Source organism: Thermofilum adornatum (assembly GCF_000446015.1).
In the GTDB taxonomy this organism is placed as follows: domain Archaea; phylum Thermoproteota; class Thermoprotei; order Thermofilales; family Thermofilaceae; genus Thermofilum; species Thermofilum adornatum.
Window position 1 is genome coordinate 321,794 of record NC_022093.1, and the last position, 21,260, is coordinate 343,053.

Annotated in this window: 21 protein-coding genes; 6 read left to right on the top strand and 15 right to left on the bottom strand. The window is 51.2% G+C overall.

Translation table 11 applies throughout. The annotated features are described in order from the left end of the window. Positions 1-12: 12 nt before the first annotated feature. The 6 genes from fbp to N186_RS01810 all read right to left on the bottom strand — a co-directional run bounded on the left by fbp (position 13) and on the right by N186_RS01810 (position 7,127). The gene (gene fbp / locus N186_RS01785; RefSeq protein WP_020962062.1) at positions 13-1,119 is read right to left on the bottom strand and encodes a fructose-1,6-bisphosphate aldolase/phosphatase; all 1,107 of its coding nucleotides are present in this window, start codon (positions 1,117-1,119) and stop codon (positions 13-15) included. A gap of 148 nt (positions 1,120-1,267) precedes the next feature. Next, positions 1,268-3,940, bottom strand: coding sequence for a cation-translocating P-type ATPase (locus N186_RS01790; protein WP_020962063.1), 2,673 nt, complete (start codon positions 3,938-3,940; stop codon positions 1,268-1,270). Between the two features lie 73 nt (positions 3,941-4,013). Further along, the gene (locus N186_RS01795; protein ID WP_020962064.1) at positions 4,014-4,784 is read right to left on the bottom strand and encodes a PAC2 family protein; all 771 of its coding nucleotides are present in this window, start codon (positions 4,782-4,784) and stop codon (positions 4,014-4,016) included. 200 nt (positions 4,785-4,984) lie between these two features. Then, positions 4,985-5,725 (bottom strand): TatD family hydrolase, encoded by a 741-nt coding sequence (locus N186_RS01800; RefSeq protein ID WP_020962065.1) that lies wholly within the window; start codon positions 5,723-5,725, stop codon positions 4,985-4,987. Between the two features lies 1 nt (position 5,726). Continuing rightward, positions 5,727-6,587, bottom strand: coding sequence for an inositol monophosphatase family protein (locus N186_RS01805; RefSeq protein ID WP_020962066.1), 861 nt, complete (start codon positions 6,585-6,587; stop codon positions 5,727-5,729). Positions 6,588-6,611: 24 nt separating this feature from the next. Beyond that, on the bottom strand, positions 6,612-7,127 hold the full coding sequence (locus tag N186_RS01810) for a metallophosphoesterase (protein WP_187147040.1): 516 nt from the start codon (positions 7,125-7,127) through the stop codon (positions 6,612-6,614). A 38-nt stretch (positions 7,128-7,165) separates the two neighbouring features. Here N186_RS01810 and N186_RS01815 point away from each other — a divergent pair, with 38 nt between their 5' ends. Continuing rightward, positions 7,166-7,516, top strand: a complete 351-nt coding sequence (locus N186_RS01815; protein WP_020962068.1) for an SWIM zinc finger family protein — start codon at positions 7,166-7,168, stop codon at positions 7,514-7,516. A gap of 6 nt (positions 7,517-7,522) precedes the next feature. Here N186_RS01815 and N186_RS01820 read toward each other — a convergent pair whose 3' ends face one another. After that, positions 7,523-8,608, bottom strand: a complete 1,086-nt coding sequence (locus N186_RS01820) for a lysylphosphatidylglycerol synthase transmembrane domain-containing protein (protein ID WP_020962069.1) — start codon at positions 8,606-8,608, stop codon at positions 7,523-7,525. 69 nt (positions 8,609-8,677) lie between these two features. Between N186_RS01820 and N186_RS01825 the strand changes: the two genes are divergently transcribed. The 3 genes from N186_RS01825 to N186_RS01835 all read left to right on the top strand — a co-directional run bounded on the left by N186_RS01825 (position 8,678) and on the right by N186_RS01835 (position 11,565). Continuing rightward, positions 8,678-9,988 carry a protoporphyrinogen/coproporphyrinogen oxidase gene (locus N186_RS01825; RefSeq protein ID WP_020962070.1) on the top strand — a complete coding sequence of 437 codons (1,311 nt, stop codon included), beginning with the start codon at positions 8,678-8,680 and terminating at the stop codon, positions 9,986-9,988. A gap of 6 nt (positions 9,989-9,994) precedes the next feature. Then, positions 9,995-11,023: a glycosyltransferase family 2 protein gene (locus N186_RS01830; protein ID WP_020962071.1), complete on the top strand. Its 1,029-nt coding sequence runs from the start codon at positions 9,995-9,997 to the stop codon at positions 11,021-11,023. 98 nt (positions 11,024-11,121) lie between these two features. Beyond that, positions 11,122-11,565: a single stranded DNA-binding domain-containing protein gene (locus N186_RS01835; RefSeq protein ID WP_020962072.1), complete on the top strand. Its 444-nt coding sequence runs from the start codon at positions 11,122-11,124 to the stop codon at positions 11,563-11,565. A 52-nt stretch (positions 11,566-11,617) separates the two neighbouring features. Here N186_RS01835 and N186_RS01840 read toward each other — a convergent pair whose 3' ends face one another. The 6 genes from N186_RS01840 to N186_RS01865 form a co-directional block, all read right to left on the bottom strand. Then, positions 11,618-12,979, bottom strand: coding sequence for a glycerate kinase type-2 family protein (locus N186_RS01840; RefSeq protein WP_020962073.1), 1,362 nt, complete (start codon positions 12,977-12,979; stop codon positions 11,618-11,620). A 61-nt stretch (positions 12,980-13,040) separates the two neighbouring features. Continuing rightward, positions 13,041-13,610 carry a stage II sporulation protein M gene (locus tag N186_RS01845; protein WP_020962074.1) on the bottom strand — a complete coding sequence of 190 codons (570 nt, stop codon included), beginning with the start codon at positions 13,608-13,610 and terminating at the stop codon, positions 13,041-13,043. A 40-nt stretch (positions 13,611-13,650) separates the two neighbouring features. Continuing rightward, entirely contained in the window at positions 13,651-15,462 is a 1,812-nt protein-coding gene (locus N186_RS01850; protein ID WP_020962075.1) for a glycoside hydrolase family 57 protein, read from the bottom strand. A gap of 59 nt (positions 15,463-15,521) precedes the next feature. Then, positions 15,522-15,797 (bottom strand): DNA-binding protein Alba, encoded by a 276-nt coding sequence (albA, locus tag N186_RS01855; protein WP_052885617.1) that lies wholly within the window; start codon positions 15,795-15,797, stop codon positions 15,522-15,524. A gap of 91 nt (positions 15,798-15,888) precedes the next feature. Continuing rightward, on the bottom strand, positions 15,889-17,700 hold the full coding sequence (locus N186_RS01860; RefSeq protein WP_020962077.1) for a ribosome biogenesis/translation initiation ATPase RLI: 1,812 nt from the start codon (positions 17,698-17,700) through the stop codon (positions 15,889-15,891). Positions 17,701-17,713: 13 nt separating this feature from the next. After that, on the bottom strand, positions 17,714-17,965 hold the full coding sequence (locus N186_RS01865; RefSeq protein WP_240366747.1) for a hypothetical protein: 252 nt from the start codon (positions 17,963-17,965) through the stop codon (positions 17,714-17,716). Positions 17,966-18,133: 168 nt separating this feature from the next. Here N186_RS01865 and N186_RS01870 point away from each other — a divergent pair, with 168 nt between their 5' ends. Next, on the top strand, positions 18,134-18,727 hold the full coding sequence (locus N186_RS01870; protein ID WP_020962079.1) for a THUMP domain-containing protein: 594 nt from the start codon (positions 18,134-18,136) through the stop codon (positions 18,725-18,727). Here N186_RS01870 and N186_RS01875 read toward each other — a convergent pair. Continuing rightward, complete coding sequence (locus N186_RS01875) at positions 18,707-19,285, bottom strand: hypothetical protein (protein ID WP_148681973.1); 579 nt, start codon at positions 19,283-19,285, stop codon at positions 18,707-18,709. The two genes, N186_RS01870 and N186_RS01875, sit on opposite strands and share 21 nt — an antisense overlap. Before the next feature lie 16 nt (positions 19,286-19,301). On the opposite strand from N186_RS01875, the gene N186_RS01880 reads away from it, so the two are divergent. Continuing rightward, a complete protein-coding gene (locus N186_RS01880; protein WP_020962081.1) occupies positions 19,302-20,090 on the top strand; it encodes an SAM hydrolase/SAM-dependent halogenase family protein in 789 nt (262 codons plus the stop codon). Between the two features lie 3 nt (positions 20,091-20,093). Here the strand turns inward: N186_RS01880 and rtcA are convergent, their stop codons facing one another. Then, on the bottom strand, positions 20,094-21,146 hold the full coding sequence (gene rtcA, locus N186_RS01885) for an RNA 3'-terminal phosphate cyclase (RefSeq protein ID WP_187147041.1): 1,053 nt from the start codon (positions 21,144-21,146) through the stop codon (positions 20,094-20,096). Positions 21,147-21,260: the final 114 nt, after the last annotated feature.

Genomic DNA, 21,260 nt, shown 5'->3' on the forward strand with positions numbered 1-21,260 from the left:
CCCTCCAAAGATTTATTCTGCCTCTACCGGGACAAACCTGTTCTTCAACTTCTCCAGGACAACAGGCAGAGTCGTGTATTCCATTTCTTCTGGTCCAAGCCTGTGGGGCATGAAAGGCCCATGCCGCCTCATATAGTCAGCTATTATCTGTGCCTGTTTCCGCGTCTCGTCAAACGCCGGGTCGTCAAAGAGGTCTACTGGGCCCTCTAAGTGGCCGTCATGCAAGCTGAAGCCGAGCCCGACAACCCTTGGAGGCCCGTCAAAGCGTGTACACTTGGCGTCTTTAAGGGGGACAGGCATCAGCGGCCCCGTGTGTGAGCCACGCATCCACCCCGCGACCAGGTGTGGAAAGGCAAAGGCTTCTAGCACTTCTCCCGTTGCTGGGAAGCCGTGCTGGGCTCTCACAATCAGGACCGGGTCGTCCTTGCCCACGTAGCGGCCAGCAATAAGGTTTAGACGTGTAGCTGAGGAGACGGCAGCTATCTCGCCGTCACTCTTCCTGTAAACACGCTTCACAATGTAGCGGCCAGTAGTACCTATGAGCGCCAATAGGTCGTAGGTCTCTTCCGGCGTCGAGATCTTTACACCTTTGTGCTCGTACACGTCGTATACCTCAAAGATGAAGCCCGCATGCATCGAGGGGTCAATCACGAGACCCGCGGTATTAAATGGGTCAGCGTAGACCTTGTAGAGGATAAAGTTCCAAGCGCCTGGCTCTGTCTTGTCTGCGGAGAACACGAGAACAGGCTCGCTTTTCCTCTCCTCGAACTCCATCTCTGCGACTCCTGGACCCATACCCCTCACGTTTCCCGAGAACGCCTCCTTGAGCAGGTCTTGGCCGGCTCCGTACAGTTTTAATGGCTTGCTTATCTTTTCGGTTGCCTCGACAAATATGTCCCACGCCAATTTATGTATCTCTGGGTTGTTCTCGCCACGTGTATGTGTCATGAAGAGCTGAAGGTCGTCCCCTGCGTGATATACATAGAAGTCTATTATGAGTCCTGTTTCTTTAGCCTCCTGAAGCTTTTTCCTAGCTAGCTCCTCGAGCTTTGGATGAACAACAACGTGCCCAGCTACTCCGCCAATATCGGCCTTTATTAAGCTGGTTGTTATTCTCATGTATTATTCATGTCTCATTATTAATATCAACTTATAAATTAATATGTTAACAAGCTTAATTATGTTTTGCTGATAAAATTTATTAATACTTTTTTAAAATCTTTCTTTACAAAATAAAATAGTTGGCTAAAAGAGCTGAAACACAGTGCTAGTGGTTGAGGAACTTCTTAGCTATCTCTACCGATATGAACATGGTCACAGCCACTATCGCTGCATGTGCCAGATCGTAGGCCGTAATCGGGGATATGCCGAGTAGGTTTGCAAGTTGAGGTATTGATAGGACTGCAAGCTGTAGGAGTAGAGATAAGATGAGTATCAGTGCTAGCCATTTGTTGTCTAGCGGGTTTAGTTTTAGGGATGGCTTATGCAACGAGCGTAGTGCATAGGCCATGACAAGCTCTGTGATTATAAGCGAGGTGAACACGGTTGTTCTGGCCTCGATTTCTGGCTCGCCCCTGGCCAGCAATATGTGGAAGCTTCCTGTTAGTAGGAGAGTTAAGAGGACGGGCACCACTACAAAGTAGACTATTATCTCTTTCTTGGAAAATAGTGGCTCTCCTGGCTTTCTCGGGGGCCTGAAGATTAGGTCTTTTTCTCCCTTTTCCAGGCTCAGGGCGAGTGCAGGAGGACCGTCGGTTACGAGGTTTACCCAGAGGATCTGTGTGGCTGTGAACGGGAGGGGTAGCCCGAGAACTGCGGTAGAGAGTGGTAGGAGTAGCTCTGCGAAGTTTGCCGAGAGGAGGTAGACTATGAACTTCTTGATGTTCTCGAATATTTCTCTGCCGAGCTTTATTGCTTCAACTATTGTGGCAAAGTTGTCGTCTGCTAGGATGAGGTCTGAAGCTTCTTTGGCTACTTCTGTCCCTGTTTTGCCCATTGCTATACCTATGTCTGCGGCTTTCAGGGCTGGAGCATCGTTGACTCCGTCGCCTGTCATTGCGACGATGTGCCCCCTCTTCTTTAGGGCGTTTACTATGCGGAGCTTGTGTTCTGGCGATACGCGTGCGTAGACCCTTATTTTTTCCACCTTGCTGTAGAGCTCCTCGTCGCTCATTTTTTCTAGGTCTCTGCCGGTAATCGCTATGTCTTCTTTATTCATCATGCCTAGTTGCCGTGCTACAGCTACCGCTGTTAGTAGGTGGTCCCCAGTGATCATGGCAACGTTTATTCCTGCCTGCTTGCAGGTTTCCAGGGCCTCCTTGACTTCTGGCCTGGGGGGGTCTATCATTGATACTATGCCTAGGAAGACCAGGTTCTTCTCGGCGTCTTCCCCTATTTCCTCTTCGTCGCCCTCCAAATACCTGTATGCTAAGGCCAGGTTTCTCAGCCCCTGGGAGGCTAGTTCATCGTTTGCTTTGAGTATTTCCCTCTTGGTTTCCTCTGTTAGTGGTTGTACTTCTCCATTTATAGTAGCTATTTGTGTAGAAAGAGCGACTATTATGTCTGGGGCCCCCTTCACAAAGAGAATCTTTTTCCCGTTAAGGATGTGGAGAGTAGACATTCTTTTTCTCTCGGACGAGAATGGGACCTCGCTTAGCCTTGGCATAACCTCCTTTACTCCGGCTTTGTATGCAAGCGTCTTTAGCGCTATTTCTGTTCCGTCTCCCTGGCCAATCCATTCACCATTGATCTCTTGGAGCTCTGAGTCGTTGTTGTTTAGCCCAGCAAGTAGCAATAGTCTTAGGCCTTCGTATTGTTTCGGGTCGATGACTTGTGTGTTTATTCTGAATTCTCCCTTGGGGGCATAGCCCGTGCCTGTAACATCTATTATTGTGTCCCTCATCCATATCTTTGTGACGGTCATCTCGCCCTTTGTCATTGTCCCCGTCTTGTCAGAGCAGATATAGGTGGTTGAGCCCAGGGTTTCTACTGCTGGGAGACGCCTGACTATCGCGTTTCTCTTTGCCATTTTATATACGCCTATAGCCAATGAGCTCGTCACGACGACTGGTAGTGCCTCTGGGACGGCGGCAACGGCCAGGCTAATCGTCCAGATGATTATGTCTAGTACAGAGTATCCCCTTATGAAGAAGCCTGTCAGAGAGACGACGAAAGCTACGCCGATCATTAGGACTAGGAGCCACCTGCTTAGACCAGAGAGCTCCTTTTCAAGTGGCGTGGTTTTCTCCTCGGCGGACTCGATTGCCGACGCGATTTTCCCTAGCACGGTGTTTTTGCCCGTGGCTACTACGACGGCTTTCCCCTTGCCGTAGACCACTACTGTGCCGGCGAAGGCCATGTTTACCCTGTCCGCGACTTCTGTGTCCTCTGGAAGCTTCTCTGTGGATTTTTCGACAGGGGTTGATTCTCCTGTGAGGGGAGACTCGTCCATCCTGAGGCTCACGGTCTCAAATATCCTTGCATCTGCCGCTACTTTGTCCCCGCTCTGTAGGATGAGGACGTCTCCGGGGACAACTTCGCTTGCGTCAATCATTACTGGTTTTCCGTCGCGTAGAACGAGTGCTCTTGGGGATGCCATCTTCTTTATGGCTTCTAGCGCGCGTTCAGCACGGTATTCTTGGTAGAAACCGATGATAGCGCTCAGGATCACTAAGACTATTATTATGATTGAGTCGAAGGCTTCGCCTATAGAGAATGAGAGGATAGAAGCGAAGATCAAGAGTAACACAAGGGGATTTTTAAACTGGTTCAAGAAGATTATCAAGGGGTGAGTCCTCTTTTCCTCCACGACAACATTGTATCCATATGTTCTGAGACGTTCCCCTGCCTCTACGCTTGTTAAACCCCCTGGGGAGCTCTCTAGCGTCTGGAAGACTTCGTCTATGTCGAGGGCGTGCCAGGGAGGCTGTTTATGGCTCATGGTCTGCACATAGCACTGTTGAAAAGGCACGGTTTAAAGTTAACTTATTTTAGAGAAGTAACAATAGTCTAGGCTAGACGTACCAGCTTGGTAGCTGTTCGCCTTCTTTGGGTTTGGCCTCTTCTAGTATTTTTTTGGCCTCTTCCTCTTTTTCCCTTATCTGGTTGATGACCTTTTCTATTTCTTCTAGGCTTATTGATATGCCGTAGAGCTTGGAGAAGGCGATTATTACCTCTTTGGCGGCGGCGAAGTTTGGCTCGGAGGTCTGTGTGCTACCCATGAGGACGAAGGCGTCTAGTCCCCTTAGGGAGGCTAGTGCTGGTAGGAGGCCGCATGCGCCTGTGATTGTTCCTCCACTGCTCCTCTTTGCGCCGATGGATTCAAGTTTTTCTCCTAGTCTTTGGGTGGCCAACGCGTAGTATACGCCTGTCTCTGCTTCTTCTATTGCTGTCCCGCATAGGCCGACTACTTCCCTTCCACCGAGGGATACGAAGAGATCGAGGACTTTTTCTGCTACCTCATACTGGGCCCATACGGTGGGCTGTACCTCGCTTGTCAAGAAGAGGAAGTCCCGCTCTGTGCCGCTGTAGTAGTAGAACTTGTAGGAGGGTAGCTGGAGTTCTCCCTGGTTTGTCACGAAGACGCCGACGTTGCCGGCCGGCAAGAGGATCCCGGGCCCTATGAGTTCGGCTACTTTTTCTAGGTCGAGTCTTGAGACGATGTAGTCAACGGCTATTTTGCCGACGAGCCCTATGCCGGGCAGTCCCTGGACTAGGACGCCGTCTCTGAGCTTGATGTCCTTGTATGTTATAAGCGTGTACCCGTCTAGTTTTTGGATCTTCATTTGTACCTGAGTGGTTTTATAGATGTCTAAAATAAAAAGACTGCGACTATCGGGGAAACTGTTTTTAAACACATGTGTGTAATTTGAGACAGTGATGACCGCTTGCGAAGCTGACTAGTGATGTGTACCAAACCGGCTGAAAAAGTCAGACGGGTAAGTTGTCTTCACGGCGGGGGCTCGTCGCCGAGAGTACTCATCATCTAGGCTTTATTAGCGTTAAATAGGTTTAAGAAGTTTTGCCATACCTTGTTCTTTATGTCTTGGACTGGCACATTCTTTATTTGCGAGAGTATTTGCAGTGTTTCCGGCACGAGTTTGGGGTTTAGGTAGAGGCCCCTATAGTTGTATGGCCCGTCACTCTCTGTCAAAATGAGGTTTAGCGGCAGTTGTTCTGCTATCTTTCTGGATTTTTCCTGGATCTTGATCGAGGCATTGATTGTTACGTAGTAGCCTGACTGGATGATTTCTTTTAGGAGATTGATTGGCCCCGTCCACCAGTGTAACACGACTCTCTCTGCTTTTTTCTCGCGTAGAACGTCTAGGACTTCTCCCCACGCCCCCGCGGAGTGAATGTTGAGAGGCTTGCCGGACTTTGTGGCCGCGTCGACGAATTGGTTGAAGATTCGTAGCTGGTCCTGTAGCGTGTTTTCTGGCACGAATTTCTTGTCGAGCCCGACTTCTCCTATGCAGTCGGCGTCCCTAACTAGGTCCAAGACTTTTTCTGCTTCGCCCTCAAGATTCGCTTGTTCTTTTATCTTCCATGGATGAATACCTACGCACGCCTTAATGTTTTCTGGGAAGAGGTCTCTTAGTTCGAGTGTTCTAAGAGAAGATTCGTAGTCCTCTGCCACTGCTACTAGGATGTATCCTTCGTGGATGAAGTCTTCTATTTCCTCTTTTTTGAAGTCTGAGAGGTGTACATGTGCATCTATTATCCTCACTTTATTTCATCACCTTGAAAACGTCTTGGATGTCATAGCCGAAGCTTTCCCTATAGAGGGACGCAATACTCTCGGCTAGGTCTCTACTTGCGGCAACAAGTATGTAGACTCTCTCTTTGAGAGATAGAAGGGGTGGGTTCCCGTCTTTGCCCCCTATGAGTGTATATGCTCCAGCCTCCCGTGCTATGAGTTGGGCGGCCGCCATGTCTACGATTCTCATTGTTCCCCATGCATCTATGTATGCGTCTATGCTTCCAGAGGCGAGCATCGCGAGCTCTAGGCTGGCTGAGCCTAGCATCCTTAGGGCTACCCCGTGTGTCGCAAGCCTCGACACGAAGATTGATGGGAGAAAGCTTGCCTTGGGGGGAGAACTGACAGCTATTACTTTGCTTTCGAGGCCGTCACTACTGGTTTTTGCTTCAATCTTTTTGCCGTTTAGGTAGGCTCCTCTATCCCTCAGGGCATAGAATTCCAGGCTTAGGAGAGGGGCATATACAACGCCGCCAAAAACGTTTTCGAGGGTCTCTCCCCTTGCAACAGCTATGGAAACGGCAAATAAGGGGGCTCCGCGCTTGTAATTTCTGCTCCCGTCAAGTGGGTCTATAATAAAAGTGTAGCTTCCTCCGTCCCCAAAGGTTTTTTCCCCAATTTCCTCTGAAACTACCCTAAAGCTTCCAATTTTTTCCTGGAGGTAGCTAATCGCCGTCTGTTCGGCTACTAGGTCTCCGAGAAGTGAGATATCTCCGCCGCTCCCCCTGCCCTGTTCTTTGGCCCCAGTTCCCTCTTCTAGTACTTTGAGGGCCTCGGCTGCCGCCCTTCTTGCGGCTGTCCTAATTGTCTCGAGTATCTCTGCATCGTCCATGAAGCTTCATCTCTCCTGTAGCGGCTAGAGTTCAACTATGTCTGCCTGGAGCGTGTCCAGGTTTACTATTGCGTATGTTCGTTTTCCTGCCAGGTATCCGGACAGGGTGCCCGGGTTCAAGACAAGGGCTTCGCCTACTTGTTGGACGTCTATCTGATGGGTGTGGCCATACACTACGAGCCTAAAGTCCCCGCTCTTGGCCAGGGCCTTCGCAAATTTCTGTGTTTTTTCTAGGCTACCGACGCCGTGGATCACGGCTATGCTGTAAGGCTCAATCGTTACGAAGAGGGGCTGCTCCTCAAGTGTTATTCCTAGCTCGTCTGCCGCCTTTTTTAGAAGCAGTTTCTCGCCGTCATTGTTCCCGAAAACTGCGTAGAGCTTCAGGCCCTTAAACATTCGTAGGGCAAATGGGGATACGATGTCTCCCGCATGTATTATGGCTTCAATGTTTTCCTTTTTTACATGCTCGATGAAGAGGCTTATCGCCTCTAGATTGTCGTGGGAATCCGACACAACTGCTATTCTCTTCACGTTCGACACCAAGATATTAATACTTGAAGTGTTTTAATCTTTCCGTAATGACCAGCAATAACACTAATCAGGTTCATCATGTTGAGAGCGGGGGTGGCGGCCAAGCTAGCAGTGTAACTACCAAGATGATAAACAAGGCGGCTTGGCTACTAAGCGAGGGCAGAGTTGTCAAGATTAGCCCCTATCTCTACTACGTTATCGGGAAAAACAGCAAGCACCTGGTTAGATACGAGAACGGCAAGTTCATTTGTACATGTAAAGGGTTCCAGGAAAAGGGTGTATGCTCTCATGTCATAGCAGTTGTTACGCTTAGCGAGCTGAAGGACGCAGACGCGTTTCTAGACGAAAGGATAAGGGAGAGAATAAGCAGAGAACTGAGGCAACTCTACAGGAAATAGTTTTCCTTATTTGTCTTGGCGCTGGGAGCCATAGGAAAAACCATATTCTTTTATTGCTTTGTCGATTGTTTCCTTTATCGAGGAGAAGCTCGTAGAGCTGAAGACTTTCCTCGCGAAGTGTATTCCTATTGGGTAGATAAAGGAGATCGAGAAGATTATCGTTATGCTCCTGCCTAATAGTGTTGCCACTAGGGCCTTTTCCTTGGGGACGCCAAGTAGAATATAGAGGGTTATGAGTGCCGCGTCTATGCTTCCAACCATGAATGGGATGCCTATGGACGCAAGCGAATATATTGTGAGTATCGTGTATCCTGGACCTATGAGAAATGGGTTAACCTCTACACCGATGGCCTTGAGAGAAAAGTAGGGAGTCATGATGCCCGCTACCCACTGTACCAGGAGGAATATTATTGCGCCCCATAGGTAGATGTTCCTAGGATTAAAGTCTCGAGAAGACTGCGCCACGTATGCTAGAAAGGTGTCTAGGTCTTTCTCAAATTTGTCTAGAGACTTTGCCTTCAGCCTTACAGCTATGCCTAAAACAGCCTTCTTTATTATTTGAGGCTTCCAGAGAAAGAGGTATAGCAGTGCAGACGCAAGGAGGGTCGCTACCACGATGCCCATGTATAGGAGAAAGTATTGCTCATAGAATTTAAGGAGGTTTATGGCCAAGAGAGACGTGAAGACAATGAAGATAACCATTGTTATGTTTATGAGGAACCTATAGAAGACCGTATAGCTGACTGCTCTCGGCCAGTCCCCCTTTGTCCTTAGAAATATAGCCCTCGCGACGTCACCCTCTATGAAGGCCCCGGGCAACAATATGTCTACGAGCCATGCAAGCATCGAGCCACCTAGCGCGTCCCAGAAGGAAAGATTGAAGCTTTTCTTGCAGAGCAACCAGAAGGCCGCGGCGTGTGCAAGGTAGTAGGTCGCCTCAAAGACAAAGATGGGCAACAGGTCTAGTGGCTCGATGTTTGAGAGGGCTTCTAGGAAGTTTTCGACGTTGAAATTGTACAGTGTATATGCAAAGATGACTAGAACGATTAGGAGCTCCAGGACGAGTACAAGCCTCTTCTTTGCTATGGGCATAGCAGGGTCACTTCGGGAATATTTACCTTACTTAGGTTACCGTGTGGGTCTAAAAAAATATTACTAACCATGAAGATAGCATTTGACGTGAAGATAGCTGTACTCGGAGGTGGACTGGCGGGAACCGCTTTTGCCTACGAGGCGTCGAGACGCGGCTTTAGCGTTACACTGGTAGAAAAGGAGGAAAGGCTGGGGGGCCTTCTTAGGAGCGAAAACATCGATGGATATGTTTTCGACGCTGGGGGCTCACATATACTTTTTTCGCGTGACCAGCGGAGGATGAGGTTCTTTTTGGGGTTGCTTGGTAACAACGTTGTGAGGCATAGAAGGGACGCCCGGGTATACTTTGAGGGGAAGTATGTAAAGTATCCTTTCGAGAACGGGCTATACATGCTTTCCCCTGATTTCCGCTATAGGGCTCTGCGAGACTTGCTAAACAAGTATATCAAGCATAGATGTGGCGAAGCGGAAAATGTCTCGAACTTTGAGGAGTGGATATACGCAACCTTTGGGGAGACGATTGCCGACAGCTATCTTATACCCTACAACCGCAAACTATGGAAACGCGACCTAAAACAAATCTCGCTTGAATGGGTCGGCAACCGTGTTCCGAACCCCCCGCTCGACGACCTCTTGAAGACAGCCGTAGGCATAAACACGGAGGGCTACCTTCACCAGCTCAACTTTGTCTATCCACGCGTGGGGGGAATACAGGAACTCGTCAATGCGTTTGAGTCAAGGCTGAGAAAAAACGGTAATGTCGAGTTAAGGCTCGGGCAAAGAGTAGATGCCATAGACCCTAGAGCCAAGAGTATAGTGCTGAGCAACGGCGAGACCCTGCAATACGACAGGGTGGTTTCAAGCCTGCCTCTCCCCGAGGTGGCGAGGATAGCTGGGCTAAGGGGCTTCCCACACCTCGACTACAATTCCCTCATAGTCGTCGGCATAGGCCTCCGGGACACGAGGCTTCCACGCTACCACTGGGTATATTTCCCAGACGAGGAGACAATTTTTCACAGGATAGCGTTCCTAAGCAACTATAGCCCATTCATGGCGCCCCGTAACGGCGCAAACATTATTGCAGAAATAACTGTTCCACCCAGCGAGAGGCTCGACCCCGAAAAATCGGTGCAGAAAACAATCGAGGGCCTAGAGGCTGTGGGCTTGATAAGGGGGGACAGGGTAGAGGTTGCCAAGGCGTGGTTCTGGAAGTATGGCTACGTTGTCTACGACAGGAACTATTCTAAGAACGTTAAACGTGCAAGGCGGGAGCTACGAGACGCGGGTATAATGACCATCGGCAGGTTTGGGCTGTGGAGCTACCTAAACATGGACGACGTGGTCTTCAGCTCCTTCGAGGCTGCACGCGCCCTGAGGTGAGTAAGTGTGCCAGAGAACTATCCAAAAGTAAGCATAATAATAGTCAACTTTAAGGGCACTGCTTCTCTGGTGAAGTGTCTAAGGAGCGTGCTCCAGACCGACTACCCGGACTACGAGGTTATAGTCGTCGACTCTCTAACAGAGAACATTGAGGAAAAGATACGGGAAGAAATAGGGCCCACAGACAGGGTCAAAATTATACATTTCGACAGGGACATAGGGGCTGCTGGCTCACACAACATTGGCGCGATGGCTAGCTCGCCCCAGAGCAAGTACCTAGTCTTCCTCGACAACGACGTCGAAGTAGAAAAAGACTGGCTGAAACACTTGGTAAAGACAGCCGAAGAACTGCCCAACGTTGGCTGTGTACAGGCAAAAGTCGTGTCCCAGAGCAACCAGGGCAGAATGGACCACGCGGGCCTCGCGATAGACTTGACGGCGACGTGGGTCTCCACATACGGCTTCGACGAGCAGATCTTTAGACAGCCAATAGCCCTCTTCGTGGCTTCCTCAGCGGCCCTGCTAACCCCACGCGAACTATACTTTAGGCTTGGGGGCTTCGACAGTAGCTACTTCATATATGACGACGACACCGACTATACTTGGCGTGTGAGGCTCGCCGGCTACAATACTGTCCTAGAGCCGCGGGCGGTCGTCCACCACGAAGACAAGATCTCGAGCAGGCTACGGTTTGACAAGCTGTACTTCGGCTACCGGAACAGGATACAAAACGTGGTAAAAAACATGGAGCCAGAAAACATGTTGCCAACATTCCTTGTAACACTCTACCTGGGGTACTTGTCGTCAGTTGTGCTCGCGTTGTCTGGAAGGAAAGAGTCCGCAGCCTACATGCTCGCGGCCTGGAGAGTACTGACGAGCCTCCCGAGAAACATTGCTAAGAGAAGAAGAGTTTACATGCTGAGAAGGGTCCCAGACAGGGCTTTCTTGCAAAAGGGTTTCATGCAGCGAAACCTCTTCGGGGCAATAACGATGAGTAGGGCCCTCCTTATACGCGCACTCAAAACAAAAAAGTAGTCTGAGGCTTTGTGGGAAAAATTCCCTTGCAACAACACATTTATAAGCACCGGTCTACGCTAAGTGCTTGACGTGGTGAACCCACGAGCGAAAAGAAAATGTATAACTCGAATATAGAGACAAAAGAAGTAAAAATAGCAGATATAACTCCAAACACACGCAAATTCTCTGTAACCTTTAAAGTACTAGACGTTGGAGAAGAAAAAGAAATAACCTCTAGGAGGGACGGCACCTCTCACAGAGTAGCAGACGTCCTCGTAGGAGACGAGACAGGCGTAGCAGTCCTCACCGCCTGGGACGACCAGATAGACCAGTTCAAAAGCGTAGTTGGAGACACAGTCTCACTTGTCAACGGCTACGTTTCACTCTACCAGGGAAAGCTCAGGCTCGGCCTCGGAAGATTTGGATCCATAAAGGCCGCAGAAAACAAAATCGAAGAAGTAAACCAGGAAAACAACATTTCAGAGAAAGAGTTCGAAGAAGATTTTTCCTCGAGAAGGAGAGGACGCGGCTCTTACCAAAGATCCCGTAGATACTATTAAAGAGTAAAGAAAAAGACTCAACATTTTAGCTTTATTTTTACCTTGGATATTTCTATTCCCATGGGTTTTCCTTTTCGACAACGATTACTACTAGGTCGTTTACATTTGTACCAGTATAGCCTGTCTTTATGTGTCCTCCGGCTTTCTGGAAGAAGCTGTAGCTGTCATTGTTTTCTAGGTATGCTTCTGGCGAGAGGCCGAGTTTTTGTGCTTTTTCATAGGTATAGCCGTCTACTACTGCTCCCGCGACGTCTGTGGGCCCGTCCCGGCCATCGCTGCCGGCCGAGGCTATTGCTATCCTTTGTTCTCCCTTCAGGGCTATCGCGGCTGAGAGGGCTAGCTCTTGGTTTCTCCCGCCTGTGCCCCGGCCTCTGACGGTTACGGTGGTTTCTCCCCCGGCGAGTATGACTGCTGGTGGGGGGACTGGGTTCCCGGTTTTGAGGACTTCTTTTGCTATGGCTGCAAGTATTTTTCCGGCTTCTCTGGCTTCTCCCTCGAGCATCGAGGTGAGGATGACTGTGTTGTAGCCCATTTCCCGTGCCTTGCTGGCCATCGCGTTGAGTGAAATTATGTTGCTTGCGATTATCCTGTTATGTACTTTTTCGAATACTGGGTCTCCCGGCTTGGGTGTTTCTGGAATTTTGCCTGCTATGCCGTCTTCCAGGATCTTCTTGATTGATTGGGGGACCTCTTCCCATAGGCCGTACTTTTTCACTATGTTGACCGCGTCGTGGTAGGTCGTGGGGTCTGGGACTGTTGGGCCAGAGGCAATTATGTCCATCCTGTCGCCGACGACGTCGCTTATCATGAGGGCTACAAGTGTGGCTGGGTAGGCGTGCTTGGCGAGCCAGCCGCCCTTAAGCCTTGAAAGGTGTTTCCTGACCGTGTTGAGCTCGACTATGTTTGCTCCTGCCTTCATTAGCTTGATGCTGAGTTCCCCTATCTCGTCTATGCCTACACCCTCTACTGGCAACTCTGCTAGGGCGCTTCCTCCCCCCGAGAAAAGCGCGATAACTACGTCCTCGCCGCTTAAGCCCCTAACGCTTTCAACTATCCTTTGGCCAGCTTCGACACTTTTCTGGGATGCCCTTGGATGCGTAGCGCCAACTACTTTTACCCTTGAAAGCGAGCCAGAATACTTTTCTACGAGCTCCTCTGGTATAGAGACTACTCCCCCAGTAATCCTGTTTCCCAGCATCTCTTCTACCGCCAGGGCCATGCCGCCAGACGCTTTCCCACTTCCAACGACGATTACCTTGCCCTTGAGAGGTATCCTTGTCCAGTCCCCGAGAACGAGGGTGTCGCCGTCCAGTTTGAGGAAATTCTTTACCGCCTTTACTGGGTCAGCCGCAGAAATCCCCTCGAGAATCAGTGTGACAGCTATCATCCGGGCGTGCTCAGACGCTTCACTCATATGCATTATAGACAGAAAACATGTTTAAAAACTAAATCTGAGGCCTGCCAAACTGCGCGGGCTAGGGAAGACCATTGTAGATGGGTATATTTGCGATTACTGGCGTGACGAAGGCTTCTATTATGGCTGCTACAAATAGGAGCGCGGCCGTCAAGGCGAGTTGCTTCAATAGGGTTATAACCTCGCCGCTGATGTCGATGTCTGCTTTATTCATTATTTTTCTCCAGAGGTTTAGCCAGAAAATTGTCGAGGCGGCCGCGATGTTTATTATTGCCGGTATCTCTACGACGCCATGCGGGAAAATAGCGAGGAAGGCGGTTATTGGGGATGTTTTGCTGGAAGCATATAGATATGCCGCTGAGACGACTGCCCCATTGATGAATAGTATGATGAGGGGCCCCGCTATGAGGATTCCAGAGACAATGATTAGGAGGGACACGCGTAGATTGTTGGTAAAGATCAGCATCATTAGTAGCAAGGGGGACAAGGAAATATTGAGCCCGCTACGCCTTAAAACGTCCCGCATATAGTCAAGTATTAACTGGGTGAGGGATGGGGGTATAAGTAGTCCTGCTATGAGCCCGAGCAGGAAGCCGAGGGCCATGATGGAGAATGCCTTCCAGTACCTCATATACGCTACCTGTTTCTATTTAGACAGGGGACACAAATATCTATTTTGTTTTTGCGAGTTTAAGCTCTGTAATCGTGACTTTGCCAGCTGAAACCCTGATGGTGGCAGAGTCGCTGGAGACGTAGACAGGTATCCTGGACGAAGCGTTTGGGGCAACAGAGACGTGGATCTGGCTTGAGTATCCCTCTGCCTGTACTGCTACGCTGAGAGTAGCTGTTGCCTGGTTCCTGTTTGTCAGCTCTAGGAAGACGTGGCTGTTTGTCCGCTCAGAGATCTTTACCTCGACTGTTTCCAGGATGCTTTTTGCTATTTTTCTAGCCTCCGCGAGCCAGGCCTTTATGAATTCTTGTTCCCGCTTGTCGTCTCCGTACCAGTAAAAGTCGCTGTCGAGGCCTATTGCGAGGGCCTTGAAGAGGCTGTATAGCGGTGAAGACGGGTCTTTCAGCATTTTTTCTGAGTCTTTTCCGAGTAGCTGGTAGGCCGCCTCGGCCAAGAGCATCGTTTCCATTGCTTCTTTCCATAGCTCGTCCTTCACGCCCCCAGTCCACTGCCTGTCTGTTAGCTCTATCCAGGAGCCAGTGGGAAGATAGTTCAGTGTCCTTTTCGGGGGGTTTTTCGCTAGGTAGCCTGACAGGGTCGTGGGGACGAGGATGTTGCTCTGGTCCATGTATTCAACGATTCTCTCTAGGAAGGATGGTGCATATTTCCTGTAGTTCGGCATTATCATCCAGTTTTCGCCGTCGAGCGCGATGACTACTATGCCGCCTGGGTGCTGTTCGCGTCTCTTCGCGAGCTCGATTACGAAGCGCCTAGCAGCGTTGTCGGCGTCCTCGGGGTCCCTAAAGTCTACGTGGAAGCTTACCCAGTTGCTTAGCGCCAGGTCCCTGAAGAACACTACTATCTGGCTTCCAGTGTAGGAGTCCCGGACAAGGTATGGCTGGTAGATGTCCTCCTTGTCTCCGCCCGACTTTATGAAGTGTTGCTCACAGAGAACAGTGTAGTCTATGCCTAGCGAGCTGTAGAGGCCGACAAGCTCCATGTGCCAGAACATTTCGGGTGTCCACATGCCACGGGGCCGAGTGCCGAGAACCTCCTCAACTATGCCGAGTCCGACTGTTATCTCCCAGGACAATAGCTTCCTCAGGAAGTCCTCTAGGCCGTACTGTTTAGCCTTCCTGAACAAGAGGCCCTGCACAGTGTGGGCATATACGCTGCCTAGGGGCTCGATTTTTCCCTGGGAGACACCCTCCCTTATGGAGTCGAGAAGTGCCTTGATATCCTCCCTGGAGGCGGCCTTTGAATCCAGCTTGCCCTCGAGGAATAGTTGCCACTGTTCAAGCAGTGATGGGGAGAAGTGGTCTACGTCTATGAATCCAGGCTGTTTCTTGTGGAGAAGCATGTGGACCTTGTATGGGCCGCCCTCGTAGGAGTAGAAGTCCCCCTTAGCTACATGTATGAAGGCCCATTCGTCTTTGAGCTTGCCGTCTGGATAAAACTGTGGCGCCTGGTGGTGGTGCCATACAAACGAAACGTAGATTGGTGGGCCCTCGCTAGCGATGTAGATTGGCTTCTCAACACAGTTAGTTGTCTCTTCCTCGAAGCAGAAAGACGCGGTGGCCTCCCCCACCGGTAGGTCGAGTTTTACCTCGAACTCGAATGTCCTTTTTTCGTGGGGCGCCAGGGTGATGGGGTCGTAGACGACGTAGACTTGTTGCTTTGTGTGTGTCTTTATGTGGAAGAAGGGCGTCCCCTTGGCGGGCTGGTCTTTGTCGTTTTCCACTGTAAAGCTGAATTTGTGTTTTGAGCCTTTTATATAGACAGCGCTGAGACTGCCGGGCTGTATTTTTGTCATTTAAAACTCCCAGAAAAAGAGAAAGAAACGGTTAGGTTAATTGCTTTGTGCCGTGTCGCTTATTCTGTCTTGACGAGTTCGATTTCGATTGTTGAGACTGTCCTTTCCTTGCCTGGCTCGCCTACCTTCTCGCTTCCGATCTTTATGCTGCCATAGTTGACTTTTCCGCCGAGGAACCTCCTAATGAGTTCGGCGGTGTCAACGGCTCTGCTGATGGCTCTGCCTCTTGCCTTTAGGACGACTCTTTTGCTTCCGCTTGTGAACTGTGTTACTGCTGCTAAGACGTAGCTGCTTACAGGTTTGTTCCCTACGAATACTGTTCCAGCTTCTGCCATGTTTTCCACCTTTTTGTTGTTTGGTTTAGTGCGGTATTGTTATGAGGCATCTTTTAATAAATCTTTCGCATAGTAGTGCTTTGACAAAGTACTATTCTTGGCTGGACTCTTTTTCCTCCATGACGACGTAGTAGTACTCTTTGAGCACTTCTTTTTGGTATCTGTCGAGCCACGAGCCTGGCTTGTTTATCCTCGGCCTCTTCGTGTCCGGGTCCCTCCTAAAGGTTATGCCGACGTTTCTGAGGAAGAGGTTCATCCCGTCACGCATGTTCATGGGCCTGGTCGCGGTGCCGTGCCTCCCCGGCTCGCCCTCGAAGACCATTATTGTGTTTGCTAGGAAGTCTATTGCCACAACGTCGTGCTCAACGACGAAGGTTGCTACCCCCTTCTCGGCTGTGAGCCTCTTGACCACCCGGGCGACGGCGTATCTCTGCTCCACGTCTAGGTAGGCCATGGGCTCGTCGAGCAGGTAGAGGTCTGCCTCTTTGCCTAGAGCGGCGACAATCATTACCCTCTGAAGCTCGCCTCCGCTCAGCTCCTCAACGTAGCTGTCAAAGAGTGAGTGTACCCGTAGCGGCTTTATGAGCTCAGACTGTACGAGCGACGACGAAGTGTCTACGCCATGCTCCCTGAGGAACTCCCTAACTGTCCCATATGCCTTGACTTCGCCCAGGAACTGTGGCTTGTAGCTGAGGGTGAGAGTCCCTATTCTCTGTATCCACCCGTTGTCTGGCTCGAGCTCTCCTGCAAGCATCCTCACGAAGGTGGTTTTGCCTATGCCGTTCGGCCCAAGGATTCCTACCACCTCGCCCCTGTGTATTTCTCCCTCTTCCACTTCTAGCTTGAAGTCTCCCAGCGTCTTTGATAGCTGGCTCCATCTAAGGAGGACTGTCTCTGGCAGGTATGAGGCCTCGGGGGGCTTCTCGTAGAACTCTAGCCTGTAGTCTCTGAACCTTATGTTTTCTTCCCGGAGGTATCCATCGATATAAGTGTTTATGCCGGCCCTGACTCCCTTAACGGTGCCAACTATGCCGTAGACGCCTGGCTCGCCGTAGATAATCGCTACAAGGTCAGAAATATAGTCTAGGACTGCGAGGTCGTGCTCTACGACTATTAGGTATGTCCCAGGCCTGGCGAGCTCCCTAATCACGCCTGACACTCTAAGCCTCTCCCTGACGTCGAGGTAGCTTGCGGGCTCGTCTATCAGGTAGACCTGAGCGTCCTTGACAATGGTGGCGGCTATGGCTACCTTCTGCATTTCTCCCCCGCTGAGGGCCTTTACGGGCCTGTCCCATAGGTGTAGCAGTCCAAGCCTCTCTGCAACTTCTCTAGCCGTCCCCTTCTCGTCCACCTTTTTGAGGGCCTCGCCGACGGTCAGGGTTACCTTTGACAGCACGTCGACTGCCTGGGGCTTGTAGGCCACGCGTAGCTGGCCGTTCGACAGCTTCTGGAAGTATGTCTGTAGCTCCGACCCCTTGAAGAAGTCTATTATGTCGTCCCATTCGGGGGGCTCATCTATCATGCCGAGGTTGGGCTTCAGGACTCCCCCGAGGATCTTTAGCGAGGTAGACTTGCCCACACCGTTGCTCCCGAGGATTCCGAGGGCCCTGCCCTCCTTTGGCACTGGGAGACGGAAGAGCTCGAAGCCGTTTGCCCCATACCTGTGTACGAGGTTTCTCTGGAGCTTCTCTGGGAGGTTCACGATGGTTATTGCCTGGTAGGGGCACTTCTTGACACAGATGCCGCACCCCACGCAGAGCTCTTCTGCTATCCTCGCCTTGTTCTCGGCCTCGTCTATCCATACACACTTGGCGCCAGACCTGTTTATGGGGCAGAACCTGACGCATTCCTGGTTGCACTTGGACGGCCTGCAGAGTGCCTTGTCTATTACGGCTACCCTCATCTATGCTCCCGCGCTATTCTTCTTCTCCCGTCTCCTCTGCCTCGGAATAAGTCTCGAGAAAAACCTCGTAGTATTCTTCCTTTGCCTGTTGCCTCTCCTCCTGTGCCTGGCTTACACTCCTCACGTCGAATACAGAGACCCTTGTCTTCTTTTCCTCTGTCACGGTTTCACGTGTAGAGTAGCCCTCGGTCTTCTTGACCTTGACCTTGTAGCCGCAAGACGAGCATACAAGGTAGAGGTTTTTCCCCTCTTTTTTGGGAACCATGAGTCCGCCGCACTTTGGGCAAAACTCCATCGGGATATCACCAGCGTAGGACTTCTTATTAGCTTAAACAACTATTAAAATTTATTTCGCAAGGAAAACTCTGGGAAAAACGGTCTTGGGGCGTGAGCGTTATATAGTTGCATTGTTTTTCGGAGCGTGGTGTAAAACTTGCTGGACGAGTTCAACCTGGTCGTCGCCACGTATAGGCAACGGGAAAACGACTGCATCTCGGAGCTATGGTACTTTGCCCGCGAAATAGGAGACACAAGGTTCGACGCGAGCAAGACGGGGCTTCCCTCCCTTGTCGTTGCTAGGACAAGCCTAGACCCAGAGTTCTTCGCTTCTAAGGCATACGAAAAGATACTCGACAACCCCTGGTACTTCAGATACATACTGAAGCTCACGCCTATACATGTAACAGTAGAGGCGAGCCTAGAAGCAATAACCCAGGCCGCCCTCGAGCTGGCATCGAAGAAGCTAGGCCCAAACGAGACCTACAAGGTGGAGACACACATCAGGCTCTCCGACCTGACGCGGGACGAAGTGATCACAGCGATAGCGGGGAAGATACAGAACAGAGTCAACCTCGACTATCCAGCCAAAGTGATACTAGTAGAAGTGATAGGCGACAGGGCAGGAATAGCAGTCATCCCTCCAAAAATGGTCGTCTCAGTCGAGAAGACAAGGAGGGAGGCTAGACAGAGACAAAAACAGCAGGAAAACGTCGAGGAAACGGGAGACCTAGACCTCGAGGGCTTCTAGAGCCATCCTGGCCCTCAAATGGTCTATCGCTTTTTCCCCGGGGACACCAGCGATTTCGGCATAGAAGTCTATTGACTCGTTCTTGCCTTGTTCCTCTACCTGGAGGCCTAGACTGCCCAAGACACCTTCAACTGCTTGCCGCAGGTCTTCGGGCTCAACCCCCAGGGCGAAGAACACTGCGCCAATCCTCCTGCCACAGCCCGAAGAGAAACGCTGCACGGCCACGTGTATGTTCCTGTCGCCCTGCAGGTAGAGAAGCAGGTCGAGGCCCGGCTTCCGGGAAATCGTCCTGCCTTCCAATAGGCCTCTACACGTGTAGGCAAGCGCGGACAAGAGGAGGCCGTGTGGGGGAAGCTTCCTGCAATCGTCGAAGAGAGACACATATATGTTTTTGGGGAGCAGTGCCTCTACCCTTGGCAGTAAATCTTTGACGCATAGCTCTCCACCGCTGGACAAGCAGAGCTGGACCGCTACGATGGGCGTAGACTTGAGCCTGAAACTTAACGTGGACGCGTCCACGTGTCTTGCTGGCAGATTCTTTAAATATTGTTTTCGCATCTAGCTTGTGAGCACAATGCCGAGGCGGATAATAGGTTTTCTAAGCGACTTCGGGACCCGCGACTACTACGTGGCGGCAGTCAAGGCAGTAATATACGGGATGTGTCCAGACGCAGAGGTAGTAGACATAAGCCACGAGGTCACCCCGTGGAGCATACAGGAGGCCTGCTACGTCCTCTCGTGTTGCTACGAAGACTTCCCCCCGGGGACAGTTTTGCTAGCAGTCGTGGACCCTGGAGTCGGGACATCTAGGAAGCCAATCATAGTCCAGACCGAGAAGTACTTCTTCGTGGGCCCAGACAACGGCCTCCTGACATGCGTGGCGCCCAAGCCGTATAGGGCCTGGGAGATAACCCGTGTACCTGGCGAAAGGAAGAAATTCTCCTATACTTTCCACGGGAGAGACGTATTCGCCCCGGTAGCAGCTTTCCTCGCGTGTGGCGGCAGAGTAGAGGAGATCGCAAGAGAGTATGGTTCCCCCGTAGACAAGGGGTTCCTAGAGCCACGCATAGAGGACAGCAAGATACACGCAGAGGTCCTCCACGTGGACAGGTTCGGCAACGTGGCCCTGAATATAAGTGAAAAACACCTTGAAGAGCTGGGTAGGCCAAGGGGGCTAGTCTTAAAGATTGGGGGCGTTGAGCTGGCCGTGCAATTTGGGAAGACTTTTGGAGACGTCCAGCCCGGGGAGCTAGTCGCCTATATTGACAGCTGTAGATACCTGGAGATAGCCGTGAACCAGGGCGACGCCTCTAGGAGGCTGGGCGTGAAGCCTGGGAGCAGGCTAGAAATAATATTCAAGTAAATGCTACTGTGGGGCCAGCCCTACACCCTTTACCCTTATGAGCACACCGTTAGGCGTCTCCTGCCTCGTATAGTTGATGCCCAATATCTGTCTGCACAGCTCGAGCGCTGTCTCAGTGTGGGAAGTCATCTCCGAGACCAGGATAGAGGACTCGCCCTGGGCAAGAGACATGTATATCACGAGGTTGTCCCCGGCGTGTGGGTCTACTGGCGAACCCTTCTCTACCACCTTTAGGAGCTTCTCTGCGGCCTCCCTCCCCACCTCTTCTGCGGGCTTGCCCTTCTCCCCCAGAGAGTCCGAGCCTATTATGCCGTCCCCCATCCTTGTCCATAGGACTATGCCCGTTCCTTTCCCGATCGCCGGCTGGTTGCAGACCACGTCTATCTTGCCTACCTTGACTCCCGCAGACTCCAAGACACGCCTCGCAGAGTCCTGCTGTCTCTCAGCTATGTGACATGGGAGATTCCCAACGTAGGACACGCCATTGACCGCATCGGGCCTAGACGGCTTCGAGACGTTTATCGGGTGGAGAGGATAGCTTGGCAATGTCTCCACGTTGACTATGCCGCCGCCCTCCGGGTAGAACCCCTCCCTGACAAGCCTAGCCGTGACCTGTGCACCAAACCTCGAAATCAAGGCGAGCAGAACCCTCTCAAAGTACCTGTAGGGCGGGCTCCACCTAACCGAGGTGCCACCAGTTATCCTCAACGAAACCTTCCCACGCGAATACAGCAGGACAGGCAAAGCGGCCTGCAACACGAGCGTCACGCTGCCAGCCGTGCCAATATCCACACTGTACTCACCGGGCCTCGGCGCCCTCTCCCTAGGCCTAAAAACTATCTCAGTAGAGCCCACCCTCAAGCCCTCGACCTCCCCAGACACGAGCTCCGCGATAAACCTCAAAGCCGTCAAGTGCTGGGGCCTCAGGCCCGGCGGGTCCCTCTTAGCCCTAATATTGTAGACCCTCAACGGGCTACCAATAAGGGCAGCCAAAGCAATGCTATACCTGAGCAGTTGCCCGCCCCCCTCCCCAAACGACCCATCAACCTCGATCATACCCAAACCAACAATACACACAACAAGGGGGCCTAATAGCATTTTGCCCACAAACAGCATCAACCAACACACAAGCAAGAACACTTTTCAAGGAGACAAGGAATACACTAAATC

Coding starts and splice junctions, on each gene's coding strand:
- N186_RS01840 (WP_020962073.1), bottom strand. CDS start 12,979: ATGAGTGAAGCGTCTGAGCACGCCCGGATGATAGCTGTCACACTGATT.
- N186_RS01860 (WP_020962077.1), bottom strand. CDS start 17,700: ATGAGGGTAGCCGTAATAGACAAGGCACTCTGCAGGCCGTCCAAGTGC.
- N186_RS01795 (WP_020962064.1), bottom strand. CDS start 4,784: ATGAAGATCCAAAAACTAGACGGGTACACGCTTATAACATACAAGGAC.
- N186_RS01845 (WP_020962074.1), bottom strand. CDS start 13,610: ATGAGGTACTGGAAGGCATTCTCCATCATGGCCCTCGGCTTCCTGCTC.
- N186_RS01850 (WP_020962075.1), bottom strand. CDS start 15,462: ATGACAAAAATACAGCCCGGCAGTCTCAGCGCTGTCTATATAAAAGGC.
- N186_RS01865 (WP_240366747.1), bottom strand. CDS start 17,965: ATGGTTCCCAAAAAAGAGGGGAAAAACCTCTACCTTGTATGCTCGTCT.
- rtcA (WP_187147041.1), bottom strand. CDS start 21,146: ATGATCGAGGTTGATGGGTCGTTTGGGGAGGGGGGCGGGCAACTGCTC.
- N186_RS01790 (WP_020962063.1), bottom strand. CDS start 3,940: ATGAGCCATAAACAGCCTCCCTGGCACGCCCTCGACATAGACGAAGTC.
- fbp (WP_020962062.1), bottom strand. CDS start 1,119: ATGAGAATAACAACCAGCTTAATAAAGGCCGATATTGGCGGAGTAGCT.
- N186_RS01815 (WP_020962068.1), top strand. CDS start 7,166: ATGACCAGCAATAACACTAATCAGGTTCATCATGTTGAGAGCGGGGGT.
- N186_RS01820 (WP_020962069.1), bottom strand. CDS start 8,608: ATGCCCATAGCAAAGAAGAGGCTTGTACTCGTCCTGGAGCTCCTAATC.
- N186_RS01805 (WP_020962066.1), bottom strand. CDS start 6,587: ATGGACGATGCAGAGATACTCGAGACAATTAGGACAGCCGCAAGAAGG.
- albA (WP_052885617.1), bottom strand. CDS start 15,797: ATGGCAGAAGCTGGAACAGTATTCGTAGGGAACAAACCTGTAAGCAGC.
- N186_RS01880 (WP_020962081.1), top strand. CDS start 19,302: ATGCCGAGGCGGATAATAGGTTTTCTAAGCGACTTCGGGACCCGCGAC.
- N186_RS01875 (WP_148681973.1), bottom strand. CDS start 19,285: ATGCGAAAACAATATTTAAAGAATCTGCCAGCAAGACACGTGGACGCG.
- N186_RS01825 (WP_020962070.1), top strand. CDS start 8,678: ATGAAGATAGCATTTGACGTGAAGATAGCTGTACTCGGAGGTGGACTG.
- N186_RS01835 (WP_020962072.1), top strand. CDS start 11,122: ATGTATAACTCGAATATAGAGACAAAAGAAGTAAAAATAGCAGATATA.